Here is a 16,251-nt window from a genome sequence, read left to right as displayed (position 1 = left end):
AAAAAACAAATCGACCAAATGAACATACAAGAATTAACATTTGATAATCTCAATGAAGCATTGCCAAAAGAGGTAATGACTTTAATTAACGATACTGCTATTATAAACAGCATCTTTCCAGTAAATATTGGAGAAATCTTTAATGGACAGATTTTAAAAGCGAACGAAATTATTTTTCAACCTAACGCTACTTTGACTTTCACAAACATTAATGTGCCCTTTTGGATAATATATTGTGACAAACTTAAATTAAAAGACAATAATTTCCCGATTAGGATCGAACTTGATCAAACCATTGAAGGGACAAAGGGGAAAGATGGACTTGGGGGAATCAATGGTGCAAATGGTGTGGGTGAAATCGACAGACAAGGCCAACCAGGTTCTGTAGGCCAAAGCGGTCTTACAGGTGAACAAGGTGATAGCCTAAATAATCCAAATCTATATATTATAACAAAGGAAATGGTTTGTATTGATACCCTACAAAATATTGAAGATTCTAGAATAGTTTTAGATTTTGACGGAGTAAACGGAGGCGACGGCGGAAATGGAGGAAGTGGAGGGAATGGCGGAAATGGTTCAAATGGTAAAGAAGGTGCGGATAGCTTATTTGATTGTAAAGAAGGTGCCGGCAATGGTGGTGCTGGTGCAAATTCTGGACAAGGTGGCAAAGGTGGTCAAGGTGGCAATGGCAGCAATGGTTCTTCTATTTACTTCATATCTGTTGAGACCTATACAGAGGTTTTAGTTAACACTACAAAATTTTATATAAGGGGAGGAAATGGTGGAATAGGCGGAAATGGTGGCAAAGCTGGAAAACCCGGATATGGAGGCAGGGGGGGAGGCAAAAATGGGTGGTGTGGCCGAGGAGTTGATGCTGACGATGGTAACTACCCAGAGCCGAGAACATTAGGCAATGGATTAGATGGTCAAGATGGAGAAAAGGGGCAAGTTTTTAAAGTAATCGTTAAAAATTTCTAAACGTGCGGTTACTATAAAGATTTTATTACTTATTCATCTCCAAATATCACTTCTAAACGCTGGCGGCCAATAAAATCACGGCTACCAGCTATTCTCTAAACTATTCTATTAAATGAGCTAAGGTTTTACCTCTAATTGTGATTTCTTAACACTAAAAAGCATAAATATAACACCTACTAAAAGTACAATCCAGCCCCATTGGAAATGAACAACTTTACCGATAACTTTATTGGCGAAGCCATATTTAGTATAATTATTTGCAGTAAAATAAACAGCAACTACCGCTAAAACATACCAGATAGCCATTACAAAACTCATAAACCTAAAGGCTCCTACTTTTCTGATGAACAGAAACAATACGGAAATGACGATAATGGCATAAGTGATCAAAAACAAACGGGCGTCAGATTGGTACAGATTCCAATTGCCTTTAATCGGAACTTTTAATATTGGACAAAAACCTGCAATAATGCATAACAAAATGCCTAACCAAGCCCTGAATTTATTTAATACTAACATACTTTTTGGTTAATCGGTTAACTGTATAAATTGGTTAATTGTTTTTAATAGTTTATAGCTAATTTGCCTGGCATTTTTTAATGACTAATGACTAATGACTAATGACTAATGACTAATGACTAATGACTAATGACTAATGACTAATGACTAATGACTAATGACTAATGACTAATGACTAATGACTAATGACTAAACTACTGCCCTTCAATAATACCCATCTTATCTGCAAAGTGGGCACAGTAATCGCGTAAATCTTCAACAATTAAAGTTTCGTTTGTGGCTTTTAAAAAGCTATCGCCCATGGTTTGTAGAGTCTCGTAGAAAAAACGTTTCATCTCATCAACAGGCATATCTTTTGTCCAAAGATCTATCTTTAAGGTATTTTTATAATTGTGATCCCAAACTGATAAAAACATCGCCTTCGCAGGCACTTTATCAGCGTTTCCAGAATCTGTGCTTTCCCAAAGTATGTTATCCGGGTTATTGCCTTCATCTAACTCAACGGTTATTTTTATTTCTGCTTTTTTCATTTTCTTAATTTGATTTCACCGATTAGTGGATAACACCTATAAATTGATTTCACTGATTAAAGATTATCGGTTTATTTTTTTACGGATGCAAAGATGATTAATTAATTTGATTCCACAGATGAGTAGATTACACTGACTAACATTGTTGGGATATTTTTACGGTTTAATTACGCTACTACCTTTTGTAAGATTAACATTAACACGGCCGCAATAACAATAAAAATCAATTCAACAATCCAAATTCTTTTAATATCCTTTAGGGTAAAGCGGAAAATCATATCTGTAATAAATGTTACCACAATTAAACAGCCCAATATAAGGAGATAAAAACCATCCAGGTTTACATGTCGTGGTGCTGCACTTTTCTCCGAAACAAGATTTATAACCACCAGGCCAAGTCCTGCTGCGCTTACAATATTTAAAGGTGTAATCCTAAGGTTCATCTGTGTTTATTTATTTGTTTTCAATTGTCAGATGGAGCCTTTGACAATTGAAATAATTATTTAGAAAATTAATAATTATTTTAATTGTGTCGGGTTCATTACTTTTTCTTATCGAATTTTTTTCCTTTTTTAAAACTCTTTAGCTGTTTACCAGCCTTTGCTTTGGCTTTCTCCCTCACCTTTTTTTCTATTGCCGCAGCATGTTTTTTCTCGTGAAAAGCCCCTTTAAAATCAGGATCTTCCTTACGTTTCTGCATATCGATTTCTTTTGCAATATGCTGACGTTCCTCGTAAGGGGTTTCATCAATGAATACACCTTCCGGAATTTCGGCCACAGGGATATATTGGCGAATCAATTTTTCGATCTTGCGGATATAATATTTTTCGGCATCAGTAGCAAAGGTAATTGCATCACCTTTGGCAAAAGCCCTGCCTGTACGGCCAATACGGTGTACATAATCTTCAATAATGATAGGCACATCGAAATTGATCACATGGCTCACATCACTCACATCAATACCCCTACTCGCCACATCTGTAGCCACCAGCACCCTGATATTACCTTCTTTAAAACTATTTATAGAGTTAATCCTGGTGTTCTGTCCTTTATTGGCATGGATTACACGAACATTTTCAGCACCATACCTACGTTCAATAAAACTGAAAATATTATCGGCAACCGTTTTGGTTTTACAGAAAATAATCAGACGATTAAAAGTCTCATCATTTTTCAACAAATGCTGCAACAGGTTAATTTTCGTTTTAAAATTCGGAACGTAATATAAAGTCTGCGTTACGTTTGCAGCAGGAGTTGCTTGCGCAGATGCCTCAATTACAAGCGGATTATTAAGGAAATCGCCGGCAATTTTCTGAACTAAGTCGCTCATTGTTGCTGAAAACAACAAATTCTGACGTTTACGTGGAACGACCTCCAGAATCCGGTGAATAGAGCCGATAAAGCCCATGTCCATCATCTTATCGGCTTCATCTAATACCAGAAACTTTAGGCTCTGGGTATTAATATCACCAGCTAAATATAAGTCTAAGAATCTTCCCGGCGTAGCAATCAGGATATCAATGCCTTTTGCAATCTGCTCTTTCTGTGTTTTCGGACCGATTCCACCAAAAATAACTAAAGAACGTAAATCGGTATAAGTAGAAAACAACTTTACCTGCTCTGCAATCTGCATAGCTAGTTCGCGTGTTGGAGATAAAATCAGTGCCCTTGGATGATCGCCCTGGGCATATTTCAACTGCATCAAAATCGGCAAAACAAACGCTGCGGTTTTTCCTGTACCAGTTTCGGCAATACCAAAAATATCCTGCCCGGATAATACTGGTGCAATTGCTTTTTCCTGTATCGGCGTGGCAACGGTGTAACCTGCATCGGCAACTGCATTTAAAATTTGCCTGTTTAACTTAAATTCTTCGAACGATTTTGCCATAGCGCACAAAGATAGTGATTAAGGTTGAGGGTTTGAAGGTATAAGGCAGAAGCTTTCAGTCCGATGTGGAATCCAAACTCCTTTTTTTCAACATCAGGAGTAAAGCAATTTCAGTAGTTTTTCGGCCGCAGCAGCCCTGCTATCCGTTTTACTCCGTTACACTCCGTGCCCACTACTATCAGGTTTATTTAACCTAAAACAGTAGCATTAAACATAATTTCCCATTACCGCAGCATCAAAATCTTGATACCTGATACTCGCTACTTAACACTAAATTACTACCTTTGAAACCATGAATACTTACCTGATAAAAGCCGCGACAATTGTAAACGAAGGACAAAAAATTGTTGCTGATGTATTGATAAAAGATGGATTAATTGCCAAAATCGGCCAAAATCTATCAGCACCTGATGCGCAGGAAATTAATGCAGAAGGACAATACCTTTTACCAGGAATGATTGACGATCAGGTTCATTTCCGCGAGCCGGGATTAACCCATAAAGCCGATATTTTTACCGAAAGTATGGCTGCTGTAGCCGGAGGAATTACCTCTTTCATGGAAATGCCCAATACCGTGCCTAATACTTTAACACAGGATTTATTGGCCGATAAATACGAAATTGCTGCCCAAACTTCATTGGCGAATTACTCATTTTACATGGGGGCCAGTAACGACAATATTGAAGAGGTTTTAAAAACCGATCCTAAGAATGTTTGCGGCATTAAGGTTTTCATGGGTTCATCGACTGGTAATATGCTGGTAGATAACGAGAAAACTTTAGAAAAAATCTTTAGCAAAGCACCAATATTGGTAGCTACACATTGCGAAGATGAAGCAACCATCCGCCATAACCTGGCCGAATTTAAAGCCAAATATGGCGATGACCTCACGATTGAAATGCATCCACTGATCCGCAGTGCAGAAGCTTGCTATAAATCTTCATCATTAGCCGTAGAACTGGCAAAAACTTACCAAACGCGTTTGCATATCCTGCACATTTCTACAGCAAAAGAAATAGCCTTATTTGATAATATTACCCCGCTAAAGGATAAAAAAATTACGGCTGAAGCCTGTGTACATCACCTTTGGTTTAATGATAAGGATTATGCTACAAAAGGAAATTTCATTAAATGGAATCCTGCAGTAAAAACGGAACACGATCAAAAAGGCGTGCTTAAAGGCGTTCTTGAAGACTATATTGATGTGATTGCCACAGATCACGCCCCACATACACTAGTAGAAAAGCAACAACCCTACGCTCAAGCCCCATCTGGCGGCCCGTTGGTACAGCATGCCTTACCGGCATTATTAGAAATGCATTTATATGGCAAAATATCTTTAGAGAAAATTGTTGAAAAAACGGCACATAACCTGGCGATCTGTTTCGATATTGAAAAACGTGGCTTTATCCGTGAGGGATATTGGGCTGACCTGGTTTTGGTTAACCTGAAAGATTCCTGGAAAGCAACCAGGCTTAATAATTTCTACAAATGTGGCTGGAGTCCGTTTGATGGAGATACCTTCCAGGCAAGTATTACACATACCTTTGTATCAGGTAACCTGGCTTACCAAAATGGCAAATTTACGACTGATCAGATCGGAAAACGTTTGACATTTGTGAGATAGATTTGTTATATTTGTTTAGCTTAAGAAATTAACAATGACAGATTTACAGTTATTTTCGGAGATTTCAGCCCTCCCTTCAAACATGAAGAAGGAGGTTTCTGATTTTGTTGCTCAATTGAAAGAAAAAGCGAAGAATAGAAATGTAATTTCTGACAACAAAGTTGAAGAGCCTGCTGTAAAATATGGCACAAAATTTTCAGATTTTTTATTAAATGGCCCGGTATTTTCTGAAACGCAAATTCAAAAAATCGATGAAGCAAGAAAATCAATAAATGAATGGCGGACCAAATAATAATGGTTGATACCTCAATTTTATATTTAGTTCCTTAACAACGTTTTTTGAGGTTATGGTTTCCTGGGAGCTTAGAAAAGATGGTTTCGAAAGAAAAGTAAACCAACAACAATTGTTAAGACCGATATTTATATTTGTTATCCTGATGATAGTCGTTATTTTTAGCTGGTAATATAAAATGCGAAAAAATAAATCTATCTATTCAAAATTCATTGCAGTTTTAATCATTGCTTTGCTGATCTACCTTTTTGGCTTCTTCCCTACCCTTGTCCAAAAATATTATTCAACAGGTTTTTATCCTTACATTTCTTCAGCCTTGAGGTTTGTATCTTCTTTGTTTCCTTTTGCTATTGGAGATATTATTTATGTTTTACTTATTGGCTTTGTACTTTATAAAATCGTTAGATTTTACAAAAGGCGGAAATCACTAAAAAAGCAGGATAGAATTGTTATTCCTTTACAGATTTTAAACTTTTTCTTAATTCTCTATATCATTTTCAAAATCGTATGGGGTTTAAATTATAGCCGACCAAGCATTAGCGAAGAGTTAGGGATTGGCAACGAAAAATATAATGTTAAAGAATTAGTTGTTCTGGGCAATTATTTCGTTGATAAAACCAATGCCTTAAAATTGAAACAAAATAAAGTGCCCGCTTACACGGTTAATGAGCTCGAATCTAAATCTGCAGCTGCTTACTCATTTATGGAGAAAAAAAACTCAGTATTCAGATATTCCAATCCTTGTTTAAAATCGGTTTTAAATTCATGGATCATCAGTAAAATTGGAATCGAGGGTTATTACGCACCGCTTTCTGGCGAAGCCAATATGAACATGAATTTGCCAGATTTCGTAAAACCTTATGTGAGCTGCCACGAAATCGGGCACCAATTAGGCATTGCTTACGAAGATGAAGCTAATCTTATGGGATACCTGACCGCAAATAACAGTCCTGACGTGAATTACCTATATTCTGCCAATTACGAAATGTTACGGTATATTTTATTCGAAATCAGGATGAAATCACCAGAAGATTATAAAACACTTCGTGCAAAACTCCTACCACAGGTGCTGGCCGATTTTAAAACCGAAAAAGAATTCTGGCGCAAATACAATGGCGATATGTTCGGTTATATGGATGCCGCTTTCGATCGCTTTTTAAAACTCAACAACCAGAAAAAAGGTATCGATAGCTATCAGGATATAGTTATTTGGCTGTGGAATATACATAAGTCGGAGGTCGGAAAGATCGAAGTCAGAAGACAGTAAGTATATTTATGCGCTAAAAACTTCCGACTTTCGGACATCTGACTTCGGACTAACCATGTATCGCTTCTTTAGTTCCGAAACTTTGAATCAACTCCCCTTCAAAATCCAGCCATTCTTTCCAGCGTTTATCTACATCTACATCAGTACTGTATTTACGTGCAAAGTTTAAAAATGTCGTGTAATGTCCTGCTTCTGAAACCATAAGTTCGTGGTAAAACTTGGCGAGTTCCTGATCTTTTATATTTAACGAAAGTACCCTGAACCGTTCGCAACTTCGGGCTTCAATCATTGCTGCAAACAATAACCTGTCAATAAAAGCCATATTCCGGCTTCCGTCTTTTTTACTGAATTTCACCAAACGACCAACGTAGTCATCTTTCCGCTCACGGCTTAAAGTATAACCCCGTTTTTTTATAATTTCAATTACCATCTGGAAATGCTGCATTTCTTCAATGGCAATGGCGGTTAATTCATCTACCAGATCCTGATGTTCAGAATTTTGAGTGATCAAGGTAATGGCATTGGTAGCCGCTTTTTGTTCGCACCAGGCATGGTCAGATAAAATTTCTTCTAAATTCGATTCCGCAATATTCGCCCAACGTGGGTCTGTCAATAATTTTAATCCTAACATCTGGTGCTTGTAATTGAGCTGCAAAATTAAGAATATTTAAGATACGTTTATATATCCCGCAGATTTAGTAGATAATTGCAAATCTAGATTTTAATCCGCGAAAATCACATTTATCTGCGGGAGCAAAAAAAAAGAGCTTATTTTGTAGAAAATGAGTAGAAGCGTAAAAAAATTATTGATTATTGGATTAGTCTGGCCCGAACCCACTTCTTCGGCAGCGGGAACACGGATGATTCAACTGGTCGATTTATTTTTGAACAAAGGTTACGAAATCACTTTTGCCTCCGCTGCATCAAAAAGTGATTTCAGTTATGATTTCACACAAACTCCTGTTATTGAGCAGCAAATAAAGCTGAATGATGAAAGCTTTAATTCATTTTTAAAAACACTAAACCCTGAAATTGTCATGTTCGACCGTTTTATGGTAGAAGAACAATATGGCTGGAGGGTTCAACAGGAATGCCCCAATGCATTAAGGATTCTAGATACTGAAGATTTACATTGCCTGCGAAGTGCCCGCCAGCAAAGCGATAAAAAGCAAACCGAAATCGATTTGTTTTCTGATACTGCAAAGCGCGAAATTGCTTCAATTTTACGTTGCGATTTATCTTTAATCATTTCAGAAGTGGAGATGGATATCCTGAAAAATCAATTCAAAATTGATCCTTCACTGATTTATTATTTACCATTTCTTGAAGAAGAAATCAATCAGCAAGTTATCGAAAAATGGATTCCCTTTGAAGACCGGACAGATTTTGTTTTCATTGGCAATTTCCTTCATGAGCCCAACTGGAATACCGTTCAGGTTTTAAAAACCAGGATCTGGCCTCTGCTCAGAAAAAGGCTCCCAAGCACAAATTTGAATATATTCGGATCTTATGCCTCGCAAAAAGTGCTGCAACTAGATAATAAAAACGAAAAATTCTTAATTAAAGGAAGAGCTGTAAATGCAAAGGAAACCATTGCTAAACATCGAATATTACTTGCCCCTATTCAATTTGGCGCAGGTGTAAAAGGTAAATTTATTGATGCCATGCGGGTTGGCACGCCGTCGGTAACTACATCTGTTGGTGCAGAAGCCATGAAAGGTGATTTAGATTGGAATGGCGGTATCGAAGATGATCTGGAGCTTTTTATCGAGGAAGCTGTAAAACTTTATCAAGATAAAAATGCCTGGCAAAATGCACAGCAGAACGGTGTACAAATCATTAACCAAAGATATTCAGCAAAATATTTTGCTGATCAGTTCATTAAAGAAATCGAAAGATTAGCTTCAGATCTAACTACACACCGACAAAATAACTTTTTCGGACAGATATTAAATCACCACACGGTACTGAGTACAAAATACATGAGCTTGTGGATTGAAGAAAAAAACAAGAAATAGTCTATTTGGATATCTTATATCTTACCGACCACTCATCTTCCCAACTCATAAAAGCCTCCAATTATTTTATTTTCCTTTTGTAACATTTCAGAAATATATTAGATTTGCTCATTATTTAAAATAAGTCTAAATAAAAACCAAACAAATTTCAATGTCTAATCTTTATAAGAAACTGTTATTTCTGATTGTTTTTACGGGTATTTATGCCCTTGCCTCGGCTCAGCAAGTGGTGACCATTAATGGCAAAGTAACCGATGAATCCGGTGAAGTGATCCCTGGAGTTAACGTATATGCTGACCATGGAAATGAAAAAACAATCACCGATCAAAAGGGAAATTTTAATTTATCTGTGAGCAAAACCATATCGATAATTAAATTCAGCTATGTTGGTTACATCACTACCAGCAGAAATATTAATCTGAATCGTGATAAAATCACTTTGAATGTGAGCTTATCTCCAACAAAATCAGATTTACAACAGGTTGAAATAACCGGCAGGAAAGAAAAAACCTATAAAAATACCGCCACATTTATTGGAAGTAAATCAGAAATTTTATTAAAAGATTTACCACAATCGGTTTCTTATGCAAGTAAAGAACTAATTGCAGATCAGGGTGCTGTACGGGTTGGTGAAGTGGTCAAAAACTTCAGTGGTGTAAATCAGTTCACATTTTATGATGACATCACGATCCGTGGTTTCAGAATTAATGGCGGTAGCAATACCCAGTTAATTAATGGCATGCGTACCAGCACTGGTTTCTGGAAACAGCCTCTGGCCAATTACCTGGAGCGTGTTGAAGTATTGAAAGGCCCCTCATCAGCACTTTATGGCAATGCGAGTCCCGGCGGTGTGATTAACCGCGTAACCAAAAAACCCTTGGCAGAAACGCGTAAATCACTGAGCCTTTCAATGGGAAGTTACAACACTTTCCGTGCTCTTGCCGATGTAACAGGACCTGCAAACAAAGATAGTACATTACTTTATCGCTTAAACTTTGGTTACGAGGATGCAAATTCATTCCGCGATTTACAATTTGATAAAAATGTGGTTATTGCGCCATCACTCACGTTCTTACCTTCGAAAAACACCAGTTTAAACTTCGACCTGGTTTACAATGATTCTAAAAGCCGTTTAGATCGTGGTCAATCCGTTTTTGGGAATGGGAACCTGTATTCTACGCCACAATCAACTTCACTAAATACTGGAAACGATCGGCTGAATGAGAAAACTTATAATGTTGCGCTTTCCTTAAATCACCGTTTTAGTGATAACCTGAATTTTACAGCTTCTTACATGAAGACAGGATACAGTGAAGATTTGTATGAACATAGAAGTGCCAACGCCTATGCTTTAGATGCTACCGGAAAACCTGTGGATAATCTAATTGCCATGCAAATTTTTAACCGTATCCGAAAAAGGTATATTGATAACTTCTCCGGCTTTATTAATTATAAAATAAAAACCGGAAAAATTGAGCAAACCATTGTAGCCGGATATGATTTTGCCAGTGAAAAACTTCCGGTTGGCGCTTCCCAACTAACGGCCAACAACTATCGCAATGCAGCAAATACCGGCGCTATAAGCTTTGTGAAGTCAGACTATGATAAGGATCCTACCAATTATATCAAGCGGTTCCTTGTGGTAAATAATTTGCTGGTACCGAATGTACCATCGTTCAACCTGAATGATGTAATGGGATCACAACGCATGCAGGATGATAGTAAAAACTTTTTTACCCAGGCTGCCTATGATCCAACATACTATTTTCTACATGCCGGTTATGTACAGGATAATATCAAATTTGGTAAATTACAAGCCTTAGTGGGTTTACGATATGAATATTATACGGATTTTGCAAACTATCTTAAACCGACTGAAGCGAAAGCATATTCTAAAGCATTACTACCGAGATTTGGTTTAGTTTACTCAGCCACACAAAACATTAACCTTTACGGAACTTACGTAATGGGTTATACGCCACAAACTGCTTCGGCCATTTCCAACCCAAATGCCGGCGGACCATTTGATCCTCTAAAAAGCAATATGATTGAATTTGGTGCAAAAACGAGTTGGATGGATGATCACTTAACGGCCTCTGCAGCCATTTACCAGATTAAACAAACCAACGTGCTTTATCCAGCAAATGTTGCCGGCCAACCAGATCTTTTACGTTCCGTAGGCGAAGAACGTTCAAGAGGGATTGAATTCGATGTTATTGGCCGCATTATTCCTCAATTGAGCATATTGGCTTCTTATTCTTATAATCAGGCAATGATTACAGATAGTCCTGTTGCATCAGAAATTGGTATACAGAAACCAAATGCACCTCATCATACCGCCAACATCTGGGCAAAATATAACTTTAGTGATGGTATTTTGAAAGGATTAGGGATTGGTGCAGGTTCAAATTATGTAGATTCCAGAATTTTATCTTTGAATTTTAATCAAACGATTCCAAGCTATACTTTATTCAATGCTGCACTTTATTATAATGTTGGTAAGGTACAAGTACAGTTTAACATGAATAATATTACGAATAAAGCGCATTGGGTTGGCGGGTACGATTACTTAAGGCTTTTCCCGGGTACGCCTTCAAATTATTTATTTACGCTGGGTTATACTTTCAATTAAAATCTTGAAAAAATTTAAAAAAATAGCTGCTTTAATACACCTGTGGCTTGGCCTGATTAGTGGTGTTATCATTACTATTGTAGCCTTTACGGGCTGTATATACGTTTTCGAAGAGGAGTTGTTCAATTTTTTCCATCAGGGTATTGTTTATACAAAGGCAGTTGGTAAACCATTGCCTTTGTATATTTTAGAAGAAAAAGCGCAGAAGGCACTTCCTGCTGATGAAAATTTTAATCGAGTAGAAGTAAAATCAGATCAATACGCCTATGTATTTTCAGCTTCTAAAGCCAATAAAAAAGCTAAATCAATTTTTTATCTTGGTCAGGTAGCATATAATAAAGATGTGTATATCGATCAGTTTAGCGGAAAGGTTCTCGGTGTTATTGATCTTAAACATGAATTTTTCAGTATAGTCAGACTGATTCATCAATACCTGTTATTTAAGAAACCTATTGGAAGTCTTATCGTAGGCTCTTCTGTCCTCCTGTTCTTAGTGATCATTATTACAGGCTTTATCATCTAGCTCCCCAAAAAGCTAAAAAACATCAGACAACGCTTAACAGTAAAATGGAATGCAAGGTTTAAACGACTTAACTGGGATTTGCACAGTACGTTTGGTTTTTATGTGATTCCATTTGCACTGGTAATCGTTATCACAGGCCTGGTGTGGTCATTTAAATGGTGGGAACTGGGCATTTATAAGTCATTAGGCACAGCTAAAAAGCCGAATCTGTTAAGAGAATACGTACAATCTCCGGCTGAACATAAAACCAGATTAGCCAGTAATCTGGCCTTAAATACGCTGATCAGATTAAATAAAGGGAATTACAAAGCGATCCTGCTAAATTATCCTGAAGAAAAAAAAGCAAGTATGATGGCTACCGTTCAGATCATTCATTCGGGAGATGCCTGGCGTGGATTAAATTATTTCTACTTCAATCCAAATACGGGTTTGCTTACGGATCAAATGTTACATCAGAATAAGCCATTGGGTGTAAAATGGCGTAATTCAAATCTTGATATGCATGATGGTGGCCTATTTGGCTGGCCTACTAAGATACTGGCATTTATGGCTTCATTAATTATTGCAACCTTGCCCACTACCGGATTTTTGATCTGGTGGGGGAAAAAGAAAAAAAAGGCTGTATCATAAATAGTAATTCATTTTGGATTTGTCACGTTGAGCCTGTCGAAACGCTTTGTAAGACATTTAAAACAAGTCTTTTGGCAAGCTACCATTAACGTTATTTTGCAATTATTATTAATCAGCATTTTAACTGCTTTCGCATTTCCATCCAACTAAGCCATAGTAAGGTATCCCCGTTCTACTTAAATCCGGCCTAACAAATTTTTCGGGCTGCACAGTCTAAGCCAACCTGCTAGCTTCGAAAGAAAAATTTTCAGCCGGCAGTTTTTGTTTCTTTTTGATGCCAAAAAGAAAGAGCCCTTCGGCGGCGGCGAGCCGAGGCAAGACCGCGCCGTAGGACAAAAAAAGAGAATTACACCTCACTCTTATTGATTTTAAACTATTAATTATTCTTCAGGATGACAATTCTATATTTACGACACAGCCTCTTTAAGCATCGATATTCAGCCCCTTTTAAAAGTTAAAAGCCAATTTGGTAAAGAGCCTCCGACCATTAAAACCCATTTGAACGGCATCCCATGCACCACCTGTTTCACCATCGTAGGCAGAAAGTTTTGCGCCTTGTACGTAACCATAATCAGGGTGAATATTAAAAACGTTATCTGCACCAAAAAACACCGTCACTTTTTTCGAGATTTTGTAAGAACCATAAATATCGGTAACCATTTTGCCTGAATAATTGAACTGTTCTAAAACCGTTTTGCTTGGATCATTATCCAGTTCAACCAAAGGTGGATAAGTGTTTGCATAACCATAACCTAAAATCGAAATTTTGCCATAGTATAGAAAATGCGTTCCAACCATCCAATTACCAAACCCATAATCTAAGTTTAAACCCAGTTTTACAGGAGGAGCAGATGCTTTAATATATGCTTGCTCTCTGTCACTAAAAAATGCCTGCTGATTTTCATAAGAACCATTTAAAGCATTAGGAATATTAATTTTATCAATATTTAAATGATTTAAGTTCCCAGTAAATAAGATCTTAATGCTTTTATTATCAAAGCGTTTAGTATAATCTACAACTAAATCCAAACCATAATTTGTGGTGTTAACCGCATTTGCAAAAAATTGTGCCTGTGATACATTCAATTGATTCAAAATTGGTTTTAAAGCGGGTATACTTTCATCAAATTGACCAGATAATACCACCCTATCTTTAATATTAATGCGATAACCATCCAGGGTTACCGTAATTTCAGAAACCGGTTTCCACGAAAAGCCTAAACTTGCATTAACAGATTTTTCTTGTTTAAGATCAGGAATTCCGGCTGCTTTTGTAATTGGACTGTAGTTCGGCGCGATTTTAACTTCGAAAACCTTGCCTCCCTGCACGTTTGTAAACGTATTGCTGAAATTAATTTGTTGTAGTGATGGTGCACGAAAACCTGTACTTATCGATCCACGAACATTAAAATTGTTTGTTAATTTATAACGTGTCGCAAATTTGTAGTTACTGGTGAAGCCAAAATCATTGTAATTTTCTGCCCTGACAGCAACACCTATAAGCCACTTATCGGTAGCATCCAATTCTGCATCAACATAAGCAGCAACATTAGATCGGCCCGCGTTAACTTCATCGCCTGGCTGATAACCCGGAAAACCTTGAGAACCTGTAGCTTTATCTGGGTTATAGTTAGAATATGAATCTTTTTCTCCTGCATAAATTTTATAGTTTTCATATCTATGCTCTAAGCCAAAAGCCAAATTCAAACCGGAGGCAACAGTTGGAATTGCCTTACTTAAATTAAAGTTGACTGTATTTTGCAAAAATGAAAAACCCCCATCATCAAAATGAGTTTTACCGGCACCAAGAGAAGCATTAAATGTTTGATCGCCATAAAAATGAAAATTGTTACGTCCTAGTGTATTGCTTAAATCCCAGTTCCAGTCTTTACCCCATATACCTTTTACACCTGCTGCAAAGGATAAATCCTGGATTTTTGTCTGGATGATCGGATCAAAATAAGTTTCTCCGTCTATTGTGGTTTGTAAAATTGGATTTCCTGCAACCCCGTCAGGAAAACGCTCAGGCCGCTCTGATAAATTTCTGGTATACGCATAAGCATCAGAGGCTTTTATATTACCACCTCCAAAAGAGTAAATGACTGTTTTTGTATTTGCAATTGGCAGTTCCATATTATACATTAAACCGCCAGAGGTTACCGATCCATCACCAGTAGATCTCCTCACCGTATTAATAGGCAAACCATCTTTGGTACTTAAATCTGTATTCAGATTTTGTCTGAATGTTTTTCCATTAGCAAAAAAGTTTCCGGAGAAATTAATAAAGCCATCATGCTTACCCAGTGCAACACCATAATTGGCCCCTAACGAAAACGCATTCCCATCAATTGCGCCACCCTGGCGATACTGCCCCAGTTCTTTAGCATAGTGGGTGTTGTTTCTTGGATCATAATAACCTGAATACCCTGTATTAACACTTAAAACGCCAACATCCTTTTTCAATATTAGGTTAATTACCCCTGCAATTGCATCCGATCCATATTGTGCCGATGCACCATCGCGTAAAATCTCAACACGGTCTATCGAAGATTCCGGAATCGCATTTAAATCTGTTCCTGAATTTCCTCTTCCCCTGGTTCCGAATACTGCAACAAAGGCTGTTTGGTGACGACGTTTGCCATTTACCAAAACCAATGTCTGATCTGGCCCCAAACCTCTAAGCGTAGCCAAATCTATTTGATCTGCACCATCAGATCCGCTTTGTTTGTTAAAATTAAAAGACGGTGAAGCAGCGTTTAAAATTGAAGTTAAATCCATTTTTGCAGTAGGCATGTTCACCTGATTAATCTTGATCACATCAACAGGAACAGGCGTAAGAATAGAAGAGCGGCCTTTACCACGGGTTCCAACCACCACAAAATCGCCAAGATTTTGTGCACTTTCCGATAAAATAATTGTTAAAGGTCCGTTTGTAGTTACTACTTCTCTGGTTTCATATCCAATAGCACTTACAACTAGGGTTCCTTTATCAGAAACTGAAATCTGAAAATCTCCATTCTGATCGGTAACAGTACCCTTTCCTGTACCTTTCTCCTTAACAGAAGCGGCTATAATTCCTTCTCCTTTCAATGTTGCAACCTTACCTTTTATAATATTTTGCGCAAAAGAGGTTAATGGGAGTAAATAAAACCCAAGCAATACATAAAATAGCTGTTTTTTCATATTAATTTAGATAAATGTACAGGCAATATAAATATTATGAAGATAATTTTCACACAAAAATGCCATAAAACATAAAATACACATTAAAATTTGAAGAAAAACAACAACAAATAAGCAAAAAAAAAGATCCGAGAGAAAAAAAATTAAATATTTTATTACAAATA

Annotated in this window: 12 protein-coding genes and 1 pseudogene; 7 read left to right on the top strand and 6 right to left on the bottom strand. The window is 37.1% G+C overall.

Features of this window, described 5'->3' with window-relative positions; genetic code table 11:
• Window positions 1–18: 18 nt before the first annotated feature.
• Window positions 19–978 (top strand): hypothetical protein, encoded by a 960-nt coding sequence (locus FFJ24_RS02930; protein ID WP_138822401.1) that lies wholly within the window; start codon window positions 19–21, stop codon window positions 976–978.
• 117 nt (window positions 979–1,095) lie between these two features.
• Here FFJ24_RS02930 and FFJ24_RS02925 read toward each other — a convergent pair whose 3' ends face one another.
• From FFJ24_RS02925 to FFJ24_RS02910, 4 genes are all read right to left on the bottom strand, one after another.
• Window positions 1,096–1,497 carry a hypothetical protein gene (locus FFJ24_RS02925; protein WP_138822399.1) on the bottom strand — a complete coding sequence of 134 codons (402 nt, stop codon included), beginning with the start codon at window positions 1,495–1,497 and terminating at the stop codon, window positions 1,096–1,098.
• A 194-nt stretch (window positions 1,498–1,691) separates the two neighbouring features.
• Entirely contained in the window at window positions 1,692–2,027 is a 336-nt protein-coding gene (gene gldC / locus FFJ24_RS02920) for a gliding motility protein GldC (protein WP_029275370.1), read from the bottom strand.
• Between the two features lie 167 nt (window positions 2,028–2,194).
• Window positions 2,195–2,470 (bottom strand): hypothetical protein, encoded by a 276-nt coding sequence (locus tag FFJ24_RS02915; RefSeq protein WP_138820712.1) that lies wholly within the window; start codon window positions 2,468–2,470, stop codon window positions 2,195–2,197.
• Between the two features lie 98 nt (window positions 2,471–2,568).
• Window positions 2,569–3,915 carry a DEAD/DEAH box helicase gene (locus tag FFJ24_RS02910; RefSeq protein ID WP_138820711.1) on the bottom strand — a complete coding sequence of 449 codons (1,347 nt, stop codon included), beginning with the start codon at window positions 3,913–3,915 and terminating at the stop codon, window positions 2,569–2,571.
• Window positions 3,916–4,207: 292 nt separating this feature from the next.
• On the opposite strand from FFJ24_RS02910, the gene FFJ24_RS02905 reads away from it, so the two are divergent.
• From FFJ24_RS02905 to FFJ24_RS02895, 3 genes are all read left to right on the top strand, one after another.
• The gene (locus FFJ24_RS02905) at window positions 4,208–5,542 is read left to right on the top strand and encodes a dihydroorotase (protein WP_138820710.1); all 1,335 of its coding nucleotides are present in this window, start codon (window positions 4,208–4,210) and stop codon (window positions 5,540–5,542) included.
• Between the two features lie 82 nt (window positions 5,543–5,624).
• Window positions 5,625–5,834 carry a hypothetical protein gene (locus FFJ24_RS26275; protein ID WP_210419447.1) on the top strand — a complete coding sequence of 70 codons (210 nt, stop codon included), beginning with the start codon at window positions 5,625–5,627 and terminating at the stop codon, window positions 5,832–5,834.
• Between the two features lie 178 nt (window positions 5,835–6,012).
• A complete protein-coding gene (locus tag FFJ24_RS02895; protein WP_138820709.1) occupies window positions 6,013–7,101 on the top strand; it encodes a DUF3810 domain-containing protein in 1,089 nt (362 codons plus the stop codon).
• Window positions 7,102–7,150: 49 nt separating this feature from the next.
• On the opposite strand, the gene FFJ24_RS02890 is transcribed toward FFJ24_RS02895, so the two are convergent.
• Window positions 7,151–7,732 (bottom strand): tRNA-(ms[2]io[6]A)-hydroxylase, encoded by a 582-nt coding sequence (locus FFJ24_RS02890; protein WP_108200728.1) that lies wholly within the window; start codon window positions 7,730–7,732, stop codon window positions 7,151–7,153.
• A gap of 151 nt (window positions 7,733–7,883) precedes the next feature.
• Between FFJ24_RS02890 and FFJ24_RS02885 the strand changes: the two genes are divergently transcribed.
• The 3 genes and pseudogenes from FFJ24_RS02885 (at window position 7,884) to FFJ24_RS26425 (ending at window position 12,904) form a co-directional block, all read left to right on the top strand.
• Window positions 7,884–9,119, top strand: a complete 1,236-nt coding sequence (locus FFJ24_RS02885; RefSeq protein ID WP_138820708.1) for a glycosyltransferase — start codon at window positions 7,884–7,886, stop codon at window positions 9,117–9,119.
• 151 nt (window positions 9,120–9,270) lie between these two features.
• Complete coding sequence (locus FFJ24_RS02880) at window positions 9,271–11,751, top strand: TonB-dependent receptor (protein WP_138820707.1); 2,481 nt, start codon at window positions 9,271–9,273, stop codon at window positions 11,749–11,751.
• Between the two features lie 4 nt (window positions 11,752–11,755).
• Window positions 11,756–12,904 (top strand): annotated as a pseudogene (locus tag FFJ24_RS26425) (PepSY-associated TM helix domain-containing protein).
• Between the two features lie 447 nt (window positions 12,905–13,351).
• Here FFJ24_RS26425 and FFJ24_RS02865 read toward each other — a convergent pair.
• Window positions 13,352–16,087, bottom strand: a complete 2,736-nt coding sequence (locus FFJ24_RS02865) for a TonB-dependent receptor (RefSeq protein ID WP_138820704.1) — start codon at window positions 16,085–16,087, stop codon at window positions 13,352–13,354.
• Window positions 16,088–16,251 lie beyond the last annotated feature (164 nt).

This window comes from Pedobacter sp. KBS0701, from assembly GCF_005938645.2.
Classification (GTDB): domain Bacteria; phylum Bacteroidota; class Bacteroidia; order Sphingobacteriales; family Sphingobacteriaceae; genus Pedobacter.
Note: the sequence above shows the minus strand (reverse complement) of the source record. Positions and strands in the feature narration are given on the sequence as shown.

Coding starts and splice junctions, on each gene's coding strand:
- FFJ24_RS02890 (WP_108200728.1), bottom strand. CDS start 7,732: ATGTTAGGATTAAAATTATTGACAGACCCACGTTGGGCGAATATTGCG.
- FFJ24_RS02925 (WP_138822399.1), bottom strand. CDS start 1,497: ATGTTAGTATTAAATAAATTCAGGGCTTGGTTAGGCATTTTGTTATGC.
- FFJ24_RS02885 (WP_138820708.1), top strand. CDS start 7,884: ATGAGTAGAAGCGTAAAAAAATTATTGATTATTGGATTAGTCTGGCCC.
- FFJ24_RS02895 (WP_138820709.1), top strand. CDS start 6,013: ATGCGAAAAAATAAATCTATCTATTCAAAATTCATTGCAGTTTTAATC.
- FFJ24_RS02880 (WP_138820707.1), top strand. CDS start 9,271: ATGTCTAATCTTTATAAGAAACTGTTATTTCTGATTGTTTTTACGGGT.
- FFJ24_RS26275 (WP_210419447.1), top strand. CDS start 5,625: ATGAAGAAGGAGGTTTCTGATTTTGTTGCTCAATTGAAAGAAAAAGCG.
- FFJ24_RS02905 (WP_138820710.1), top strand. CDS start 4,208: ATGAATACTTACCTGATAAAAGCCGCGACAATTGTAAACGAAGGACAA.
- FFJ24_RS02930 (WP_138822401.1), top strand. CDS start 19: ATGAACATACAAGAATTAACATTTGATAATCTCAATGAAGCATTGCCA.
- FFJ24_RS02865 (WP_138820704.1), bottom strand. CDS start 16,087: ATGAAAAAACAGCTATTTTATGTATTGCTTGGGTTTTATTTACTCCCA.
- FFJ24_RS02915 (WP_138820712.1), bottom strand. CDS start 2,470: ATGAACCTTAGGATTACACCTTTAAATATTGTAAGCGCAGCAGGACTT.
- gldC (WP_029275370.1), bottom strand. CDS start 2,027: ATGAAAAAAGCAGAAATAAAAATAACCGTTGAGTTAGATGAAGGCAAT.
- FFJ24_RS02910 (WP_138820711.1), bottom strand. CDS start 3,915: ATGGCAAAATCGTTCGAAGAATTTAAGTTAAACAGGCAAATTTTAAAT.